This window comes from Mycobacterium sp., assembly GCF_025965855.1.
Lineage (GTDB): Bacteria > Actinomycetota > Actinomycetes > Mycobacteriales > Mycobacteriaceae > Mycobacterium.
Genome location: NZ_JAOPWB010000173.1, coordinates 20,554 through 37,749 on the forward strand (window position 1 = coordinate 20,554; position 17,196 = coordinate 37,749).

At 64.8% G+C, this 17,196-nt stretch carries 13 protein-coding genes and 1 pseudogene; 5 read left to right on the forward strand and 9 right to left on the reverse strand.

Features of this window, described 5'->3' with window-relative positions; genetic code table 11:
• The 6 genes from JWP83_RS14020 to JWP83_RS14045 form a co-directional block, all read right to left on the reverse strand.
• Positions 1 to 642, reverse strand: coding sequence for a 3-oxoacid CoA-transferase subunit B (locus JWP83_RS14020; protein ID WP_297730813.1), 642 nt, complete (start codon positions 640 to 642; stop codon positions 1 to 3).
• Positions 643 to 712: 70 nt separating this feature from the next.
• Complete coding sequence (locus JWP83_RS14025) at positions 713 to 1,459, reverse strand: CoA transferase subunit A (protein WP_297730815.1); 747 nt, start codon at positions 1,457 to 1,459, stop codon at positions 713 to 715.
• A 22-nt stretch (positions 1,460 to 1,481) separates the two neighbouring features.
• Positions 1,482 to 2,675: an acyl-CoA dehydrogenase family protein gene (locus JWP83_RS14030; RefSeq protein ID WP_297730817.1), complete on the reverse strand. Its 1,194-nt coding sequence runs from the start codon at positions 2,673 to 2,675 to the stop codon at positions 1,482 to 1,484.
• A gap of 10 nt (positions 2,676 to 2,685) precedes the next feature.
• The gene (locus JWP83_RS14035; protein WP_297730819.1) at positions 2,686 to 4,383 is read right to left on the reverse strand and encodes an AMP-binding protein; all 1,698 of its coding nucleotides are present in this window, start codon (positions 4,381 to 4,383) and stop codon (positions 2,686 to 2,688) included.
• Positions 4,384 to 4,500: 117 nt separating this feature from the next.
• Entirely contained in the window at positions 4,501 to 5,301 is an 801-nt protein-coding gene (locus JWP83_RS14040; RefSeq protein WP_297730835.1) for an enoyl-CoA hydratase/isomerase family protein, read from the reverse strand.
• A gap of 28 nt (positions 5,302 to 5,329) precedes the next feature.
• Positions 5,330 to 6,310 carry a zinc-binding dehydrogenase gene (locus tag JWP83_RS14045; RefSeq protein WP_297730821.1) on the reverse strand — a complete coding sequence of 327 codons (981 nt, stop codon included), beginning with the start codon at positions 6,308 to 6,310 and terminating at the stop codon, positions 5,330 to 5,332.
• Between the two features lie 224 nt (positions 6,311 to 6,534).
• Here JWP83_RS14045 and JWP83_RS14050 point away from each other — a divergent pair, with 224 nt between their 5' ends.
• Genes JWP83_RS14050 through JWP83_RS14060 form a run of 3 tightly spaced genes read left to right on the forward strand, consistent with a single transcriptional unit; the run spans position 6,535 to position 9,673 of the window.
• Complete coding sequence (locus JWP83_RS14050; protein WP_297730823.1) at positions 6,535 to 7,689, forward strand: LuxR C-terminal-related transcriptional regulator; 1,155 nt, start codon at positions 6,535 to 6,537, stop codon at positions 7,687 to 7,689.
• Positions 7,686 to 8,768 carry a LuxR C-terminal-related transcriptional regulator gene (locus tag JWP83_RS14055; protein ID WP_297730825.1) on the forward strand — a complete coding sequence of 361 codons (1,083 nt, stop codon included), beginning with the start codon at positions 7,686 to 7,688 and terminating at the stop codon, positions 8,766 to 8,768. Before JWP83_RS14050 ends, JWP83_RS14055 begins: the two co-directional genes overlap by 4 nt.
• Before the next feature lie 2 nt (positions 8,769 to 8,770).
• Positions 8,771 to 9,673: a 1,4-dihydroxy-2-naphthoyl-CoA synthase gene (locus tag JWP83_RS14060; RefSeq protein WP_297730827.1), complete on the forward strand. Its 903-nt coding sequence runs from the start codon at positions 8,771 to 8,773 to the stop codon at positions 9,671 to 9,673.
• Between the two features lie 18 nt (positions 9,674 to 9,691).
• Here JWP83_RS14060 and JWP83_RS14065 read toward each other — a convergent pair whose 3' ends face one another.
• From JWP83_RS14065 to JWP83_RS14075, 3 genes are all read right to left on the reverse strand, one after another.
• A complete protein-coding gene (locus JWP83_RS14065) occupies positions 9,692 to 10,489 on the reverse strand; it encodes an SDR family NAD(P)-dependent oxidoreductase (protein WP_297730829.1) in 798 nt (265 codons plus the stop codon).
• 10 nt (positions 10,490 to 10,499) lie between these two features.
• Positions 10,500 to 11,423, reverse strand: a complete 924-nt coding sequence (locus JWP83_RS14070; RefSeq protein WP_297730837.1) for an alpha/beta hydrolase — start codon at positions 11,421 to 11,423, stop codon at positions 10,500 to 10,502.
• A gap of 253 nt (positions 11,424 to 11,676) precedes the next feature.
• A complete protein-coding gene (locus JWP83_RS14075; RefSeq protein ID WP_297730831.1) occupies positions 11,677 to 15,174 on the reverse strand; it encodes a serine/threonine-protein kinase in 3,498 nt (1,165 codons plus the stop codon).
• An 883-nt stretch (positions 15,175 to 16,057) separates the two neighbouring features.
• Here JWP83_RS14075 and JWP83_RS14080 point away from each other — a divergent pair.
• Entirely contained in the window at positions 16,058 to 16,822 is a 765-nt protein-coding gene (locus JWP83_RS14080; protein ID WP_297730833.1) for a hypothetical protein, read from the forward strand.
• Between the two features lie 191 nt (positions 16,823 to 17,013).
• Positions 17,014 to 17,196, forward strand: a pseudogene (locus JWP83_RS14085) (hypothetical protein); the annotation flags it as partial.

Sequence of the window (17,196 nt, forward strand, 5' to 3'; positions counted from 1 at the left end):
TCACGACGGGGCCGGAAGCGCAAGGGGCGGTTCGGTTTTCGCGATAACCTCGTCAACACTGACACCGGGTGCGGTCTCGATCAGGCGCAGGCCGTCGTCGGCGACGTCGATGACGGCGAGATCGGTGAAGATTCGATTCACGCAGCGCTTACCGGTGAGCGGCAACGTGCAGTGGTCGACGATCTTCGCGCTGCCGTCCTTGGCGGTGTGGTCCATCATCACGAAGACTTTTGCTACGCCGTGCAATAGGTCCATCGCCCCGCCCATGCCCTTGATCATCTTGCCGGGGATCGTCCAGTTGGCCAGGTCGCCGGCGGCCGAGACCTGCATGGCGCCGAGCACCGCGACGTCGAGGTGTCCACCGCGGATGATCCCGAACGAGGACGACGAGCAGAAGAACGCCGCACCCGGCAACGTGGTGACCGTCTCCTTGCCGGCGTTGATCAGGTCGGCGTCGAGGTCCTCGCGCCGCGGGTACGGCCCGACACCGAGGATCCCGTTTTCCGAATGCAAGACGACGGTGATGTCGGCGGGAATGTGGCCCGGGATCAGGGTCGGCAACCCGACGCCGAGGTTGACGTACTGCCCGTCGTGCAGTTCGGCGGCGACCCGCGCCGCCAGCTCGTCTCGGCTCCAACTCATTCGGCGTCACTCTCCCCCGCGAGCGGGAGGACCCCGACATCGCTTTTGCTGTGCATCGTCGTCGGCGCGGTCATGGCCGCACCGTCTCCTTTTCGATCTGCTTCACCGGGCTGGGCACATGCACCACCCGGTGTACGAAGATCCCCGGGGTGTGCACCTGGGCGGGGTCTATCTCGCCCGGTTCGACCAGGTGCTCAACCTGCGCGATGGTGATCCGGCCCGCTACGGCACAGTCCGGGTTGAAGTTGGCGGCCGCCGCATGGTAGACGAGGTTGCCGTGCCGGTCGCCTTTGAAGGCGTGCACCAGTGCGAAGTCAGTGCGGATGGCTCGTTCCAGCACGTAAGTGACCCCGTCGAATTCGCGGGTTTCCTTCGGCGGCGAGGCAACAGCCACCGAACCGTCTGGGTGGTACCGCCACGCCAGACCGCCGTCGGCCACCTGCGTCCCAACCCCCGCGGGCGTGTAGAAGGCGGGGATCCCGGCCCCGCCGGCACGCAGCCGCTCGGCCAGCGTTCCCTGGGGAGTCAGCTCCAGCTCAAGCTCACCGGCCATGTACTGGCGGGCGAATTCCTTGTTCTCCCCGACGTAGGAGTTGATAGTGCGTCGGATCCGCTTGTGTTGCAACAACACTCCCAAGCCGATCCCATCCACGCCCAGGTTGTTCGAGACCGTCTCCAGATCTTGGACCCCGAGCTCCAACAGCGAAGCAATCAGCGCCTGCGGGATGCCGCAGAGCCCAAACCCGCCCACGGCCAGCGACGACCCGTCCGTCACGTCGGCAACAGCCTCCGCCGTCGTTGCCACGACCTTGTCCATCGTCACAAGCCTCCTCGGGGCCTCAACTCTTGGGCATGCCGAGAATCCGCTCGGCGACGATGTTGCGCTGAATGAAGGTTGAGCCGCCCGCAATCGCCGTGCCCCGGGCTTGATACGCCAGCCGTAGCCACCGCTGGTGCGACACCGATGACGAATCGGCGCCGCCCTTCTCGGCGAGCGCGAACTGTCCACCCATCTCGTCAAGCTCAAGCCCGAAATCGGCGATGTCCTCCACCAGTGGGCAGAAGTACAGCTTCCCGATCGACGTGACCGGTCCCGGCGGTCCGCCGCCGGCAGCTCCGGTGATGACCCGCTGTCCGATCAGGTAGTGCACCAGCGCTCGCCCGTACAAGTCGGCAATCCGTTGCCGCACCAGCTGATCGGCGCCCAGGGGGCTGCCTGCGTCAGTGGTGCGGGCCGCGATCTCGCGGACCAAATCGTTGACCGCGCCGGTCGTGTTCACTCGGCCGGTGGCGATCGCAACCCGCTCGAACGCCAAGGTGCCCATCGCGACCTGCCAGCCGCCGTCTACCGCACCGACGACATCGTCATCGGGGACGAACACATTGTCGAGGAAGACCTCGTTGAATTCGGACTCGCCCAGCATGTGTGCCAATGGACGAACGTCGACGCCGGGGCTGTTCATGGCGAGCAAAAAATACGTGATGCCACGATGGCGCGGCCCGCCGCCGGTGCGGGCAAGCAGGATCGCGTGTGCTGCCAGCTGGGCTCGGCTGGTCCAGATCTTCTGGCCCTGGATTTGCCACCCGCCATCCACCTTCGTAGCGGTGGTGCGCAACGAGGCCAGATCCGAACCCGCTTCAGGCTCGGAGAACAATTGGCACCAGACCTCCTCGCCGGTGAGGATCGGTCGGAGGTAGCGCTGCTGCTGGGCTGGGGTGCCGAACTCGATGATCGTGGGCCCGGCAAAGTCCTCGCCGATGATATTGAGCCGCTCGGGGGCACCCGCCCGGTCGAGTTCCTCGTTGAACACCGCACGTAGCTTGGCGTCGGCGCCGCCCCCGCCGTACTCCTTCGGCCAGGACAGCCCGGCATAGCCGGCGTCGTACAGCAGCCGCTGCCAGGCGCGCCAGTAGTCGAGCTTGTCCTCGAGGCGCGCGGGTTCAGGTCCGCCGAGCCGCGGCAATGTGTCGCGCAGCCACGTGCGCGCCCGGGCGCGGAATTCGGCCTCGGCGGGACTGTCTTTCAATTCCATTTGGGGTCCATCAGCTGGCGCCCGCAACTTCTCTCGCCCGCGCGGCTTCCTCCTCGAGGCGCCGCGCGATGTCATTGCGCAGTTCGTGTTTGAGGACCTTGCCGGTTGCGGTCATGGGCAGGCAATCGACCACGACGACGCGCTCGGGTGTCTTCTGGATCGGCATGCCGCGCTCCAGTAGAAACTCGCGCATATCGTCGACGGTCGGAGCCTCGTGGCCCGCCGCGGCGACCACGAAGCAGCACACCCGCTCACCGAGGCGTTCGTCGGGCATACCTACGACCGAGAACGCCCGCAGCGCAGGATGATGCGCCAGATGATCCTCGATCTCGCGGACGCTGATGTTCATCCCCCCGCGAATGACGATGTCCTTAGTCCGACCGGTTACTCGGACGTAGCCGTCCTCGGTCATCTTTCCCAGATCGCCCGACTTGGAAAAGCCGTCCCGAGTGAACAGGGCCGCGGTTTCCTTGGGATTGGCGAGATATTCGATCATGTGGGCGGGCCCGCGATAGGCGATGTCGCCCTCACCGCCGCGAGGCACCTCGTTGCCCTTGTCATCGACGATCTTGATCTCTGCACCAGGCATCGCCTTGCCGTCCGAGGTAAGCGCGCGCGACACGTCGTCCGTGACAGAACATGTTGTGGTGACCAGGTTTTCGCTGCGCCCGTAGAGGCTGAGCACCTTGACGTTGGGCAGCGTCATGCCGGCCCGCTCGACGACCGCGGCGGGGATTGGCGCGCCCGCACATGTCCACAAGCGCAACGTGGAGAGGTCGTGGTGCTCGGCGTCGTAGTCCGACAACAATGTGTGCAGGAAGGTGGGAGCGGTTACCGCCGCCGTGCAGCCGAAGCGCTGAATCTCCTCGATACCGCGAACCGGATCCCACTTGGCCATGACATGTGTCGCCGCCCCGGTCAACATCGGCAGCAACACGCTGGTGACGAGCCCGGTGGTGTGGGCGATGGGCGAGGGCCCGAACTGGACATCGGCCTCGGTGTAGCCGAACGGCCCGACCAGCGCACGCGCGCCCGCACAGTAGGTGTTGAACGTGTGGACGCACCCCTTGGGCCGCGATGTCGTTCCAGAGGTGTAGACGATGACGAACGGGTCGTCGGGGCCGGGCGGGGGGCCCAATTCCGCACGGGCGCTGTCGTCGTCGGTGTCCGCCTCCAGCTGGGTCAGGGTGAAAACGTTGGCGCCGGCATCAGTTTCGGCGGTGCTGTCTGGTCTGGTGACCGCGATCGTGACTTCCGGATGTTCTTGGCGTATACCGAGATACATGTCCAGATAGCCGAATTTGCCGAAATGCGCCGGAGTGAACACCGCCCGTACCCCGGAGTTGGACAGCACGTAGCCGACGTCTTCGTGCCGGTAGATCGGCATGATCGGGACCATGATGACGCCCAATCGCGACAACGCGGTCAGCACCTGGATGAACTCCACCCAGTTGGGCAACTGCACGGCGGCTGTGTCACCGCGTCGCAAGCCATGCCGGTGCAGACCGACAGCCAGACGTTGCCCGGCGTCGAAGAGCTCCCGGAACGTGAACGATCGCGTTCCGTCGGTCGCGAACACCTTGTCGGGGTTTTCCTCGACGCGCCGGGCCAGGAGGTCGTGAAACGTGTCGCTGGACCACAATCCCGCGCGGTAGTAGTGGTCGATTTCTTGCGGGCTGTAGCGGGTGGTGTACGAGCTTGGCTTCATCGCGCTGTCCTCGGTTCTCGGGATCCGCCAGCGGGCGGCCAGGAGGCGTAATCCTACATATTATAGAATGGTCAGACCGAAACGACAAGGATTCAGGTCTCGCCGGGGTGGGGGCGTTCACGCGTTGCGCCATCGTGGGGACCGTTTTTCCTTGAAGGCCAGCACTCCTTCGGCCAGGTCCTCGGTGGTGAAAGCCAAGGCGAGCTGGGCCTGCAGATAATCGAGCGCCGACTCCAGCGGCAGGTCCCGGGTCGCCGCCAGCGCCCGCTTGCCCATGCCCATCAACAGCGGTGATTTGGCGGCGATGTCGGCGACCCACTGGCGCAGGGCGTCGTCGAACTCGGCGTCGGGCACTACCTTGTTGACCAGCCCGGCGGCGGCCGCTTCGGCCGCGGTGATCAGCCGGCCGGTCATCATCAGCTCGTTGGCGACCAGCCGTCCGGTGGCGCGGAAGATCAATGCCGAGATCATGAACGGAAAGGCGCCGACGTTGATCTCCGGGCAGCCCAACCGGATTGACGACTTGGCGATGACGAGGTCGCAGGCCAAGGCGATGCCCAGCGCGCCGGCGAGCACGTCGCCGTTGGCGGCGCAGACGACCGGCTTGTCGATTGCGGTCAGCGTGCGAAACAACGTGGGAAATCGCGCCAGGCCGGCGTATTTGGCGATCGTCGGGCGATCATCGGCGAACGCGTCGAGGTTTCCTCCGGAAGAGAAGATCCGCGGGTGCGATGACGTCAGCACGATCACCCTGACCCGCGAATCAGATGCCGCGCGCCGCAGCAGCGAGGTCAGCTGATCGAGCAGCGCGTCGGACAGCGCGTTACGTCGGTCGGGGTCGTTCAACGTCAGGTAGGCGGCCAAGGCCCCGGTGTCTGGGTCGCCGGGGACGGTCGCTTCGAGCCGGTAGGTGACCAGTTCGGGGGATTCGGTCACAGTGCGCCTCCTAGTGGTGCGTCAGTACGCATTTGCCGAACGTGCGTCCGCTCTCCAGGTATTCGTGTGCTTCGGCCGCCCGGTCCAGCGGGAACTCGCGGTCAATCACCGGCGCGTGCACCGAGCACCGATCGATCATGGCGAGCAGGCCGGCGAAATCCCTGCCGCTGCCCATGGTCGTTCCGAGCAGATCGAATTGACCGAAATAGAAGCTGCGGATGTCCATGTGGGCCGTCTGTGCCGCGTTGGCGCCGAGCACCACGAGCCGGCCGCCGGGCCGCAGTGCGCGCACGGACTCGCTCCAGCGGCCGACGGGGTCGAGGATCAGATCGAACCCGGCGTTGTCGGGCGACATGGCACGGGCCTGCTCGGGCCAGTCCGGCTCGCTGTGCAGCACGCCGCCGCGAGCACCGGCGGACACCGCGCGCTCGATGGTGTCGGGCGAAGAGGACGTCACCGTGATGCCGGCCCCAGCGGCGACCGCGAGGGCGGTCGCCATGGTGGCGATCCCGCCGCCGGCGCCGATCACCAGCATCGACTCACCCGCCCGTAGCCGTCCGCGCACAAACAGGGCCCGGTAGCTCGTGACTCCGACGAGCGGCAGGGCCGCAGCCTCGGCCCAGCTCAGGCCCGCAGGCTTGGCGGCCAGGCAGTCGGCGGGCACGCTGACCAGCTCGGAGTAGGTGCCGTTGGTGTGGTCGCCAAGGATCTCCCAGCCGCTGCTGGGCGCTTCGTCGCGGCCACCCCAGTTCAGCGACGGTAACACCACCACGTGCTCTCCGGTGTCGGTGCGCACGCCGGCGCCGTCGGCGCCGATGATGTGCGGTAGCGGCGAACCGTAGCGGCCCTGGCGAACCAGGACGTCATGCCAATTCAGGGCACTGGCGCGCAGCGCCACGGTCACCCAGCCCGGCCGTGCGTTCGGGTCCGGAAATTCGCCTGGACGTAACACCGCGGCGGTGCCGAATTCATGCATGATCACAGCGTGCATGTCCACCTCCTATGGCCTGACCATTAGACCATTACCTACAATGGCGTACAAGCGCGACCGGAGACGGACCGATACTCGCCCGGATGGCCCGCCCGCAAATATTGACGCGCGAGTAAAGGTTTGCGAAGCCATTGTGTCCTGCGTAACACCTGCTCTATACTTTGGTCCAATGGTCTGACCGTTTAGACGAAATGGCTGGCTCCTAAGGGGCGGGAGGAGTGGTGATGGTCTCGCGAGTACTCATGGCCTCCATCGCGGAGGACCCGGCGGTGGTTGCGCGTGCCGAGGCAACCGTCGCGGCGGCCGCCGACCACCTCGAAGTGCCGCCTCCCGACCTGACGCCGACTGCGTTAGCGCACCAGTTGGACAACCTCAGGCAACGCCTCGAGCAGCGGCTCGCGCCGACAGCCGAGCCGACAGCCGACTGGGCGTCAACCACCGAAATCCTGATCTCGGTCCTGAGGCTGCAGTGCGAACTCCTCGACTACGATCTGGCTCGCCGGGTCAAATCCATGTCGGAGATCCGTCACGCCCTGGGGTACCTGCGGGGTCTGCCGCCGCGCAAGATGATTTACGCCGCCCCGGAGGTACTGAGCCGCGAGTTGGCTTTTGCGCGGACCCTGATCTCCACCGTGCGCGGTTCGCTGTGGCTGCCCCAGCACCTGCATATCGAAGACCAAGGGGCCGACCGCCATTCGCGACAGTTCCTCGAGTACGTAGTGGGCCGCCACATCCAGCTGGCGGACGCTCCGCTGGAGACAGAACTCGTCCGCAAGCGGTGCGGCGCCTTCGCGCCGTCGCCGATGGAAGACAGACGCACGTTCAAGGAGCTCGTCGAAGCCTCCGGCTGCTTTGGTTATATCGCCGCTCCTATCACCGTTCAGGGCAGGGCAATCGGGATTCTGCATGCCGACCGCCCCGAGCCCCACGGAATAGTGACGATGGACCATCTCGAACAGTTGGAGGCATTCGCCGAGTGTCTCGCCGTGGCGTTCGAGAGCGCGGCGCTCGAAGAGAAGGCGGCGCAACAACGCGTCAAAGTCGACAATGTGTGCGGCAACGTCGACGAGTTGCTCTGCCGGTCAACCCGGTCGGCGTTGTGGTCATTGCCAGCCGTGGCGCCGGGACCGCGAAACGATGCCTATTACCGCGGCAATCAACCCGCTGCCCCCGCGTTGACCTCCCGCGAACGAGACATCATGTCGCATGTGGCGACCGGGGCCACCAACGGCCAGATTGCCCGGTGTTTGGTGATCTCCGAGGGGACGGTGAAGTCCCACCTGAAACACATTGCCAAAAAGCTCAATACGTCCAGCAGGGCAGCGGCGGTCGCGACCTATGCCGGCATCGCCACCGCTGATGTCGGGGTGTCGCGATGAGCACCCGCGCGATGGTGGCCCGGCTCAACGAACTCGATGAACAGCTATGTAGCGCGTTCGGCATCGCCCGGTCGGGTGAGGCGACGACTCTCGACGAGGCCATCACGATGTCGGCCGCCACCACCGAGCGACTGGTGACCCGCGAACGCGGCGTCGGCGACGACGCCGCGTCACCGATCGGACAGAGCCGCCTGACAGATTTCCTGCAGGCGCAGGTCGAAGCGCGCCAGATGAGAGCCGGTGACCGCGTCGATGTGGTGCGGTCGCTGACCGCTGGCATCCGTCGCATGAAGAAGGCCGGATCGCTGCAAGGGCTCGGCCGCCAAGCCTGTACCGAACTTTCTGAAGTGCTGGGTTTCGACAGCGCGTTGTTGTCATTCGTCGAAGACGACGGATTCGTCGTCGAGGAATCCGACCACGGCCTTGGCGGCCCCACGGTGATCCCGCGTCGTGAATGCGCAGCCGAGCGGGCCTGTATTCGGCTGCGTGACACCACCCGGACGAATGAGGCCGACATGCCCGCCTCGCCCGGCTATCGGGAGCTGCTCGGCTCCGCGCACTATCTCGTCGCCCCAGTCATCGCGAAATCGCGGGTGATCGCACTCCTTCACGTCGGCCGTCGCAGCGAAGACGGCGTCTCCGCCGGTGACGTCGATGTGCTCGATGCGTTCGCCTCCGCCTATACATTGCTTCATGAGAAGATGCTGAATACCGAACGGGTGCAACAACAGCGGACCTCGATCGCCCGCGCGGCGGCGCGGCTGACCGAGGAAGCAGACCGCATCGCCGCAGCAGCCATCAGCTTCGATGTCGAAGACGACACTCGTGTCGAGCCTCCGACCATAGCAGCGGATTCCGCGCTGGCAGCCACCCTGTCACACCGTGAACGCCAAGTATTCGAACGGCTGGTCCTGGGAGCCTCCAACGCCGAGATCGCCGACGAACTCGTCATCACCGTCGAAACGGTCAAGACACACGTGAAGAGGATCCTTCGCAAGATCGGCGCCATCAACCGGTCGGAGGCGATCGCCCTCTACCTGGAGGACACCAGGACCGCGTCTCGGCGGCGCAGCCGGTAACCATGCACGACAATCCTTTTCACCCGTCGGCGTGGTCTCCGGTAGCGGGGTTCACCGATCTGACCGATATCACCTATCACCGCCATGTCACCGAGCCCACGGTGCGGGTGGCGTTCAACCGGCCCGAAGTACGCAATGCGTTTCGTCCGCACACGGTCGACGAGCTGTATCGCTCGCTGGATCACGCCCGGATGTCTCCCGATGTTGGAGTGGTGCTGCTGACCGGCAACGGGCCGTCGCCAAAAGACGGTGGTTGGGCATTCTGCTCCGGTGGCGACCAACGCATCCGCGGCCGTGGCGGCTACCAGTACGCAAGCGGAGAAAACGCGGACACTGTTGATGTCGCCAGCGCGGGGCGACTGCACATCCTCGAGGTGCAGCGGTTGATCCGGTTCATGCCCAAGGTGGTGATCTGCCTTGTCAACGGATGGGCCGCGGGCGGCGGGCACAGCCTGCACTCCACCTGCGACCTGACCCTGGCCAGCCGCGAGCACGCCCGCTTCAAGCAGACCGACGCCGATGTCGGAAGTTTCGACGGCGGCTACGGCAGCGCGTATTTGGCCCGGCAGGTGGGCCAGAAGTTCGCCCGCGAGATCTTCTTCCTGGGCCGGCCTTACAGCGCCGAGCAGATGCATCGCATGGGCGCGGTCAACGAGGTCGTCGACCACGCCGAGCTGGAGACGGTGGGATTGCAGTGGGCAGCCGGCATCAACGCGAAATCGTCTCAGGCGCAACGGATGTTGAAATACGCGTTCAATCTGATCGACGATGGCCTGGTGGGCCAGCAGCTCTTCGCCGGGGAGGCGACGCGGCTGGCCTACATGACCGATGAGGCCGTCGAGGGCCGCGACGCGTTCCTGGAAAAGCGCTCCCCGGACTGGACACCGTTCCCGCGACACTTCTGACGCGTCTGCTGGCGCCAGTTACGCCGCGGAAATGCCGCCGTTGACGCTGATTGCCTGCCCCGTCAACCGCGCCGCCGCAGGGCTGCACAAGAACACCGTCAGCGCGGCGATGTCGTCGGCCGTCGGTACACCGAGCTGAGCTTGCTTGGCCGCTCGCGCAAACAGTTTGCCGCTGAACCCGTCGGCCGTGATGCGTTCGGTGGAGGCGGTGCCGTGGACGAGCGACGGCGTCAGCGCATTCGCGCGGATGCCGTACCGCTTCTCCTCGATGGCGATTGTTCGGGTGAACATCACGATGGCCGCCTTCGCCGCGCCGATCACCGCTTCGCCCGGCGTGGCGGTCTTGGCCGCGTCGGAGGCCACGTTCACGATGACGCCGCTGCGACGATTACGCATGCCCGGCAGCACCGCGCTGGCCATATGCATTGACGGCAGCGCCAGTTGGGTGACCATGCGACCGATGTCGGCTGTCGGGATGTCGATGAACAGCTCCGGCCGCACGTCCGCGGCGGTGCTGCACATCAGGATGTCGATACCCGACAGGATCTGATCGGCCTCTGCCGCGACAGTGGCTGCGGTGCTGGGATCGGTGGCGTCACCGGCGACGAAGTGCACGGCGGCACCGAGTTCGGCGATCGACTTCGCGGCGAGTTGGCCTCGTTCGGCGTTGCGGCCGACGATCACGATCCGTGGTACGCCGGCTGCGGCGAGTGCCCGGGCTGAGGCCAACCCGATGCCGGCGGTGCCGCCGACGATCAGAGCAGTAGATGCGTCCAGGTCCTGGGGTGCAGGCAGGTCGACTCGGTTCTCGGTCATCGGTTCGTCCTCACGGTTGTTGGTATCTCCATGGAGCGGGAGTGGCGCGGACTGCGGGAGGCGCGGATACCCGCTGCAGCCACTGCAAGAGGTCGTCGATCACCTCTGCCCGGTTGACCTCGTTGAGGATCTCGTGGCGGGCCTCGTCGTAGACGCGAACGGTGACATCGTCGAGACCGGCGGCGCGGTAGCGGTCCACTAGTGCCCACAGCAGCGTGAGCCCGGCGTTGACGGGGTCCCTCGATCCAGCAGCCACGTACAGCGGCAGGTCGCGGGGAATGCGTGCCACCTGGGCGGGGTCGGCGAGTAGCCGGGCGCCGGCGAACATGTCGTTCAGCGACGCGGTGTCGAGGCCGAATCCGCACAGCGGATCTGCGAGATACGCGTCGACGACCGACTCGTCGCGGGAAAGCCAGTCGAAATCCGTCCGGGCCGGCTGGAATGCGGCATTGAAGGCGGACAGTTCCAGATCGCGGGACAAGTCCAAGGCCGGTTCCAGAAGGTCGACGGCCGCGGTTCCGGTGAGGGCGATCGCGTCGACGTCGGCGCCGTGATCCAGCAGAAACTGTTGAGCGGCAAACGAACCCATGCTGTGGGCGACCATCACAAGCGGCAGGCCCGGATGGTGTGATCGCGCTCGGGTGACCACCATATTCAGGTCATCGACCAGTGCCCACCACCCGTGGTCTCCCAGGTGCCCGGGTTCGTCGGCGGCGGCCAGGGACGCGCCGTGTCCTCGATGGTCGTGTCCGTACACCACAAACCCCTGGGAGGTGAGCGCGTCGGCAACGTGGTCGTATCGGCGAATGTGCTCGCCCATGCCGTGGACCAGCACCACGACGCCCGCGCCGGTATGGCCGTCCTGAGCGGCCCAGCGATACCCGGCGAGCTGCCTGCCGTCGGCGGAACGGCAGGAGAACGTCTCGGGCTCCATCACCAGGTTCCCCTCACTCGAATGCGCCGAGGCGCCGGAGGAGGCGAGCCAGGCATCATAGCAAAAACATTAAAATGGTCAGACCGAAATAGTCAAGTTTCAACACCCGCCGGACAGGGGGCTCGCTATGACACCGGCTCGGCCCGACGTATAGCCCAACAGCGCGGTGGCGCTGTCGGTCAACGCAATGCTGGGGATCGGGTGTTCGCTAGTCAAGGGCCTGTGAACGGCAGCGTCGAATTGGCCGCGGGCGTTAGAGTGCGGGCTTCTCAGCAAGGTGCAGTGCGAAATCGCGGACATTCGCGGTAACCACGTCATCGGCCAAACTGGTCTCGGTGTGCGCAACGCATTCCGTCGCGAGGCGGAGCATCCGCGGCCCTTCGTCCATGAGCAACTGTCTCAATCCCAGCGCGGCGCAGGTCCTCAGTGCTGGCGCGAGGAGGCGTTGTGCTTCGTCAGTGTCCCCTGCCGTGGCCAGGCAGAGCGCAAGTTGAATGGTGGCTTTCAGGTGTGCACGTGGGCGTTGGTCTTGATCGACATGCTCGATACGAGAGCGTGCTCGCTGGCAAGCGATCGCCAGTGCGGGTCCCGTCCCATCGATCAGGAGCAACCGGATTTGCGAATCTTCCGTGAATTCGGCTGTGACATCGCCGATTGCGTCGAGCGGTTGAGGCCCTGCGCTCGTGATCCGCCGTGCCAACGACTCGTCGATCTGCTCGCCCGATATCGCGGCGAGTCGGACAGTCTCATGCAGCAAGCGCGCCTCTAGCCGCGGAAGTTGCAACGTTCTCGCGATATCCAGGCCATCGGCCAGCCGGCGACGCGCACTTGCCGTATCGCCGCGCGTGAATTTCAGCCGAGCCCCGGTCCCGAATGTTGCGAGCATGAAGTCGACCAGGCCGCCTTCGGCGCCGAGTTCGCAGGCGCCGTCGAGCAATGCCTCGGCTTCGTCGAGTTGACCCCTTTCGTAGAGAAGTTCACCCAACAAGGATCCGGCGAGCTTTGCAAGGTAGGCTGGGCGTCCCGACGGCAGCAGCCCGATCCGGATCGCGTGTCGCAGGTGCGCTTCGGCGCCGGCGAGGTCCAGCTGCTCGTTCGACGCGATCGCCGCGAGACAGTATCCGTAGCCGACGGTGAGCGCCCCGGAGATGCGTTGATGGTATTGGCGTCCCCACCTCTGCCAGTGCAACGCGTCGTCGAAGTCGAAGACCCGGATGGCACGAAATGAGCCGACATCGGCTGCCCGGCAAAGAATCCAGGGGTGCAGCGTGTCCACCCTGTCGACACAAGCCTGAACGGCATCGGCGGCTGCGGAGGTGTCGATGCGGTCCTGGAAAGCGGCGACTACCGCGTGGATCAGCTCCATCTCGGCGCGGAGGTCGCCAGATTGCTCGGCGGGAACCGACTCGATGCCGGCGTCGGCCAACCGAAGCGCCTGCTCTACCGCCGCCGGGCGGTGCAGGACGGCGTTCGCCCACGCGAGGTCGACCTGCAGCCTCGGGCGCGTATCCGCGTGTTGCGCCGGCAGCTTGGCCGCGAGCCCGATCAGCGTGCTCATCTGTGACCGTTCGATGAGGTCCGAAGCCGCCTGTTCGACGGCATCGACCGCCTGTCGTGCGTCTCCGGCGAGGATTAAGTGATCGACGGCCTGGCTGAGCATGTGGTGTTCGGAAAACCACTGTGCGGCTTTGTGATGCAGTTCCGGTATGCGATCTTCCGCATCGCGTTCGAGACGGTGCAACAGGTAGTCGGCGAACAGGTGATGGTATTGAAACCACGACCCTTCGGTGTCGGTCCTGCGCAAGAAGAGATCGCGGTCTTCGATCTCTTCGAGGACGCCTTGACTACGCCGGTTACCCGTGAGTGCGGTCGCCAACCCGTGACAGATCTGTTTGGTCATGCAGGTCGACAGGAGAAAGTCGAGGAGATCGGGCTCCAGGCTGTCCAGAACGTTAGAGGCCAAGTACTCGCCTATCGCTTTGTGCCGGCCAGACAGATTTTGGATGAGCGCGGCAGGATCGGAATGGTCACGAAGCGACAATGACGCGAGTTGCAGTGCGGCTGCCCATCCGTCGGTGGAGCCCTCGAGTTCAGCCACATTGGCTGTAGTTAGGTCGAGGCCACACTGATCGACCAGCAGCGCCCGGGATTCGGCCACATCGAACTTGAGTACCGACGAGTCGATTTCATTCAGCTCCCCCTGGACCTCCATCGTGGAGAGGGGTAGCCCCGCCCGGGTGCGACTCGTGACAATCAAATGCAAGTGATGGCAACTGTTCTCGAGCAGATAGCCGAGGGCCGCCGTTGTTTCGGTGCTGCTCACGCGATGCCAATCTTCCATCACCAGTGCGAGAGTCTGTTTATCGGAATGCAGGCAATCGATCAAAGCGCTTAGGACGTACTGGTGCGCGTCTTCCAGATGACCTTCAAATTCTTGCTGGAGCGCCGCCGCGAGGTCTGGAAGGGTTCGCCGAATCGCCTCAATCAGGTGGGCGAGAAACCAGGCCGTGTTGTCATCGTCGCTATCGATTGCCAACCATGCGGTCTTCACCCCCTGTGCGGTCAGTACGTCGGCCCACTGCGCAGCCAGGGTGCTCTTTCCGTAGCCGGCGGGCGCGTGGATGAGAACCAGCTTCGGCCTTGGCCCCGAGCTCATGCGGTCGAGGATTCGGCGCCTCGGCACTGTCGGCCGAGTGAAGGTCGGCGGTCGAAACCGTGTCGGTGCGCTCGGCGGATAGTGCGCTCGTCGGCCAGCAGATGACACGTCCGACCGCAATCCCAGCGCGGCCGAATGCGCAGCTGCAACGGGAGTTTTCGTGCCGGTTGCCGATCCATCGGTGTCGGTCGGTGGCGGTGGTAATTCCAGTGGGACGTCGGCGATACTGAGACCGATTTGGGTGGCGGCCGTTCGCAGCATCTCACCGAACGCCGCGGCTGAGCTTGGGCGCCGTGCCGGATTGATGTTCAACCCGAGCTCTAACGCCGAGCAGATCGGCTCCGGGACGCCATTCGTGCGGAGATCGGGAATTGGGCCCGCCTTGACGCGGCGAACAAACGCAATGGGGTTCTCGCCGGATCGAAATGGGAAAGGTGGGTCGCGGTTAAGCAGTGTGAAGACCGTGGCCGCCAGACCGTAAACATCCGCAGCTGGCGAGGCGGGGCGACCCTCGAACAGCTCCGGCGCGGTGTAGGAGGGGGATCCGGCCACGAAGTCCGGGGCCGTCTCGCGGCTTCCCGTGATGCGCGCGATGCCGAAATCGCTGAGTTGCGGTTCCCCGTAATCCGTAAGAAGGACGTTGGCGGGTTTGACATCACGATGAAGAACACCCGCGCGGTGAGCGGTTTCCAGCGCGCCCGCCAGGCGCACCCCTATCGTCAACGCTTCACGTGCTGCGAGCGGTCCGTCGTCATGTATCCAGGCAGCGAGCGTGTTTCGACGGTGATACTGCATCACAATGTACGGACGCCCGGTGAAGGTTAGCCCGCTATGCAGCACGGGCACGATGTTCGGGTGGCCCGAGACCCGGCCCATCGCCCGCTGCTCGCGCGCGAACTTTTCGAGGTCAAAGTCGTCGCGATCCGAGCTGAGTACCTTCACCGCGACGAGACGGTCGAGTGCTGGTTCGTTGCACCGATACACGACGCCGAATCCGCCGCGCCCCACCGGCTCAGCGCCGTGGTAGCCCTCTGCCTCCAGCTCGGCGACAATTCCCAGAGAGCTGTGTTGAGTGGCATCGGGACCGGCTGTCACGGTTTCTTCCCAGAGCATGCATTGGCGCGCGGCGGGCCCGCAGATCGGTTCCGGCCGACGCAACGTGTGGTTGCGCAACCACGTGTGAACGTTCCCATTGCCGATGCCTTCGTTGCAGGCGCCTATCGTACTCCCGCGAACCAGACGTCGGTGCGATGGCGAAGGCACAGCGCTTCCTTAAGCCAGCCTGTCGCTCGCCCGGCCGAGTTACTCATGGGCTTTCGGACGCTCGCGCAAGTCTGAGCCCGGTGATCGAGAGGGGCGGCTGGTACTTTCGCCACCCGTTGACGACCAAGTGGGCTCCGGTGATGAAAACTGGGACAAGCACCGGGGCGATGACCATTAGGAAGACAGAAATTCCGGGTAGATACGACATCGTTTCGCTCACATTTCTTCGCTTTTGCGGACCGATCGAAATCGGCATTCGTTGTGGACCACCATCAAGTCGGAGGCGTCCACGAATGTGCTTAGACGCAACCATGTGATCCACGTCCGTTACGTCGTTGTCTTCGAAGTCTCGCCGAGTTCGGCCCACCGCGCGTCATCATGTCGGGCGACTTTGACCTCCCAATGGAGGGAATTCGCGGGGATTTTCGCGTCAGGTAGGCCTTGGCCCGCCGAGGTTCTCGATGCCATCGTCGGCAGCGGGTCCATCGAAATCGGTGGTGGTGAACACCAACCCGCAGTCGGTCCACCGGACCTAGATGGAGCCGCGGGCTCGGCCCGGGCCCGCAGCGGGTGTTCGGTGTCTTCCGGGGCCCCTCCCCGTGGTGTTGTCACGACGCTCCACTGATGTTACATTTTTACATCAGCTGATGTGAGTACGTGTAGACACGCGCGCACAATCAGCGATCACCGGAAATCAATCGGAAAGGAGCGATACATGGATCAGAAGACCAGCCTCAGATTCCAGCTCATCAGCGCCTGGTGTGGCCCCGCATTTTTGGTCACCTTCGTGCTGTTCTGGGGGGTAATCGGGCGCAACATCCCAAATCCGTCACCCGCGTTGAGCGCGGCAGACCTCGCCGCTCGCTATTCGCAGCACCTAGGGGAGATTCGTCTGGGTTTCATCGTCGCCCTTATCACCGTTTGCTTGTACATGCCGTGGTGTTCGTATATCAGCGCCCGGATGGCGAAGATCGAGGGCGGGTACCCGGTGCTGGCTAATCTGCAGCTCATCGGTGGTGCTTTGACCGTCATGGTCGTGTCGTTCAGCTGTTGCTTCTGGGCCATCGCGGCGTTTCGGCCCGAGCGGGACCCGGCGTTGATCCAGCTGCTCACCGACACCGGCTGGCTGGTCATCGACCTGCAGTATGCGTGCACGACGTTGCAGATGGTGGCGCTCGCCCTGGCAGTTCTGGCGGACCGGAAGAACAAGGCCACGCCTCTCATGCCGAACTGGGTGTGCTACCTCACCATCTTCTGCGCGGTCAGCTTCTTCCCGGCGAGCCTCACCGGCGTTCTGAAGACCGGCCCGTTCGCCTGGAATGGCGTCATGAGCTACTACTTCCCGTACTTCTGCTGGTTGTGCTGGGAAATAATTGCGAGCACCTATTTGATCAAGGATGTTCGTCGGCGCATGCGCGAGTTCGACAGCGGCCCCTCGGTGGATGGCGGGGCCCCTCGGGCGCCGGCTCTCGCGTCCTGACCCGCACCGTCGGGCAGGTGTCCTTAGGTTGGTCGCCGCTCCCGTCCGCGCGATTCGACAGTGTTGCGACCGAAGTTCGCACCCGTCGTGCACGGTCGGGAGCGGACGGCCATCCGTGCCGCCCTGCGGGCGTAATTGCTCAGCGGTGGTCCGGCAACGACCGGTCACCTCGTCGCTTAGGGAAAGTGTTGATGAGTAGTGCTGTGATGAGTTCGGAAACCCACCAGCTCGTGCCGGCAGCCGGTCCAACGCGGCGGCTGCCCGGCGTCGAAGGCGTGTGGGTCTTCGTGATCGCCGACATGACGGTTTTTGCCATCCTGTTCGGGTCCTTCATGGTCGGCCGGCATCACAACCCCGCCCTCTTCGAAGCGTCC

Excerpts from the sequence above, each read along its gene's own strand:
- JWP83_RS14065 (WP_297730829.1), bottom strand. The coding sequence starts at position 10,489 with ATGACCGAGAACCGAGTCGACCTGCCTGCACCCCAGGACCTGGACGCA.
- JWP83_RS14045 (WP_297730821.1), bottom strand. The coding sequence starts at position 6,310 with ATGCACGCTGTGATCATGCATGAATTCGGCACCGCCGCGGTGTTACGT.
- JWP83_RS14055 (WP_297730825.1), top strand. The coding sequence starts at position 7,686 with ATGAGCACCCGCGCGATGGTGGCCCGGCTCAACGAACTCGATGAACAG.
- JWP83_RS14020 (WP_297730813.1), bottom strand. The coding sequence starts at position 642 with ATGAGTTGGAGCCGAGACGAGCTGGCGGCGCGGGTCGCCGCCGAACTG.
- JWP83_RS14050 (WP_297730823.1), top strand. The coding sequence starts at position 6,535 with ATGGTCTCGCGAGTACTCATGGCCTCCATCGCGGAGGACCCGGCGGTG.
- JWP83_RS14080 (WP_297730833.1), top strand. The coding sequence starts at position 16,058 with ATGGATCAGAAGACCAGCCTCAGATTCCAGCTCATCAGCGCCTGGTGT.
- JWP83_RS14030 (WP_297730817.1), bottom strand. The coding sequence starts at position 2,675 with ATGGAATTGAAAGACAGTCCCGCCGAGGCCGAATTCCGCGCCCGGGCG.
- JWP83_RS14060 (WP_297730827.1), top strand. The coding sequence starts at position 8,771 with ATGCACGACAATCCTTTTCACCCGTCGGCGTGGTCTCCGGTAGCGGGG.
- JWP83_RS14070 (WP_297730837.1), bottom strand. The coding sequence starts at position 11,423 with ATGGAGCCCGAGACGTTCTCCTGCCGTTCCGCCGACGGCAGGCAGCTC.
- JWP83_RS14035 (WP_297730819.1), bottom strand. The coding sequence starts at position 4,383 with ATGAAGCCAAGCTCGTACACCACCCGCTACAGCCCGCAAGAAATCGAC.
- JWP83_RS14025 (WP_297730815.1), bottom strand. The coding sequence starts at position 1,459 with ATGGACAAGGTCGTGGCAACGACGGCGGAGGCTGTTGCCGACGTGACG.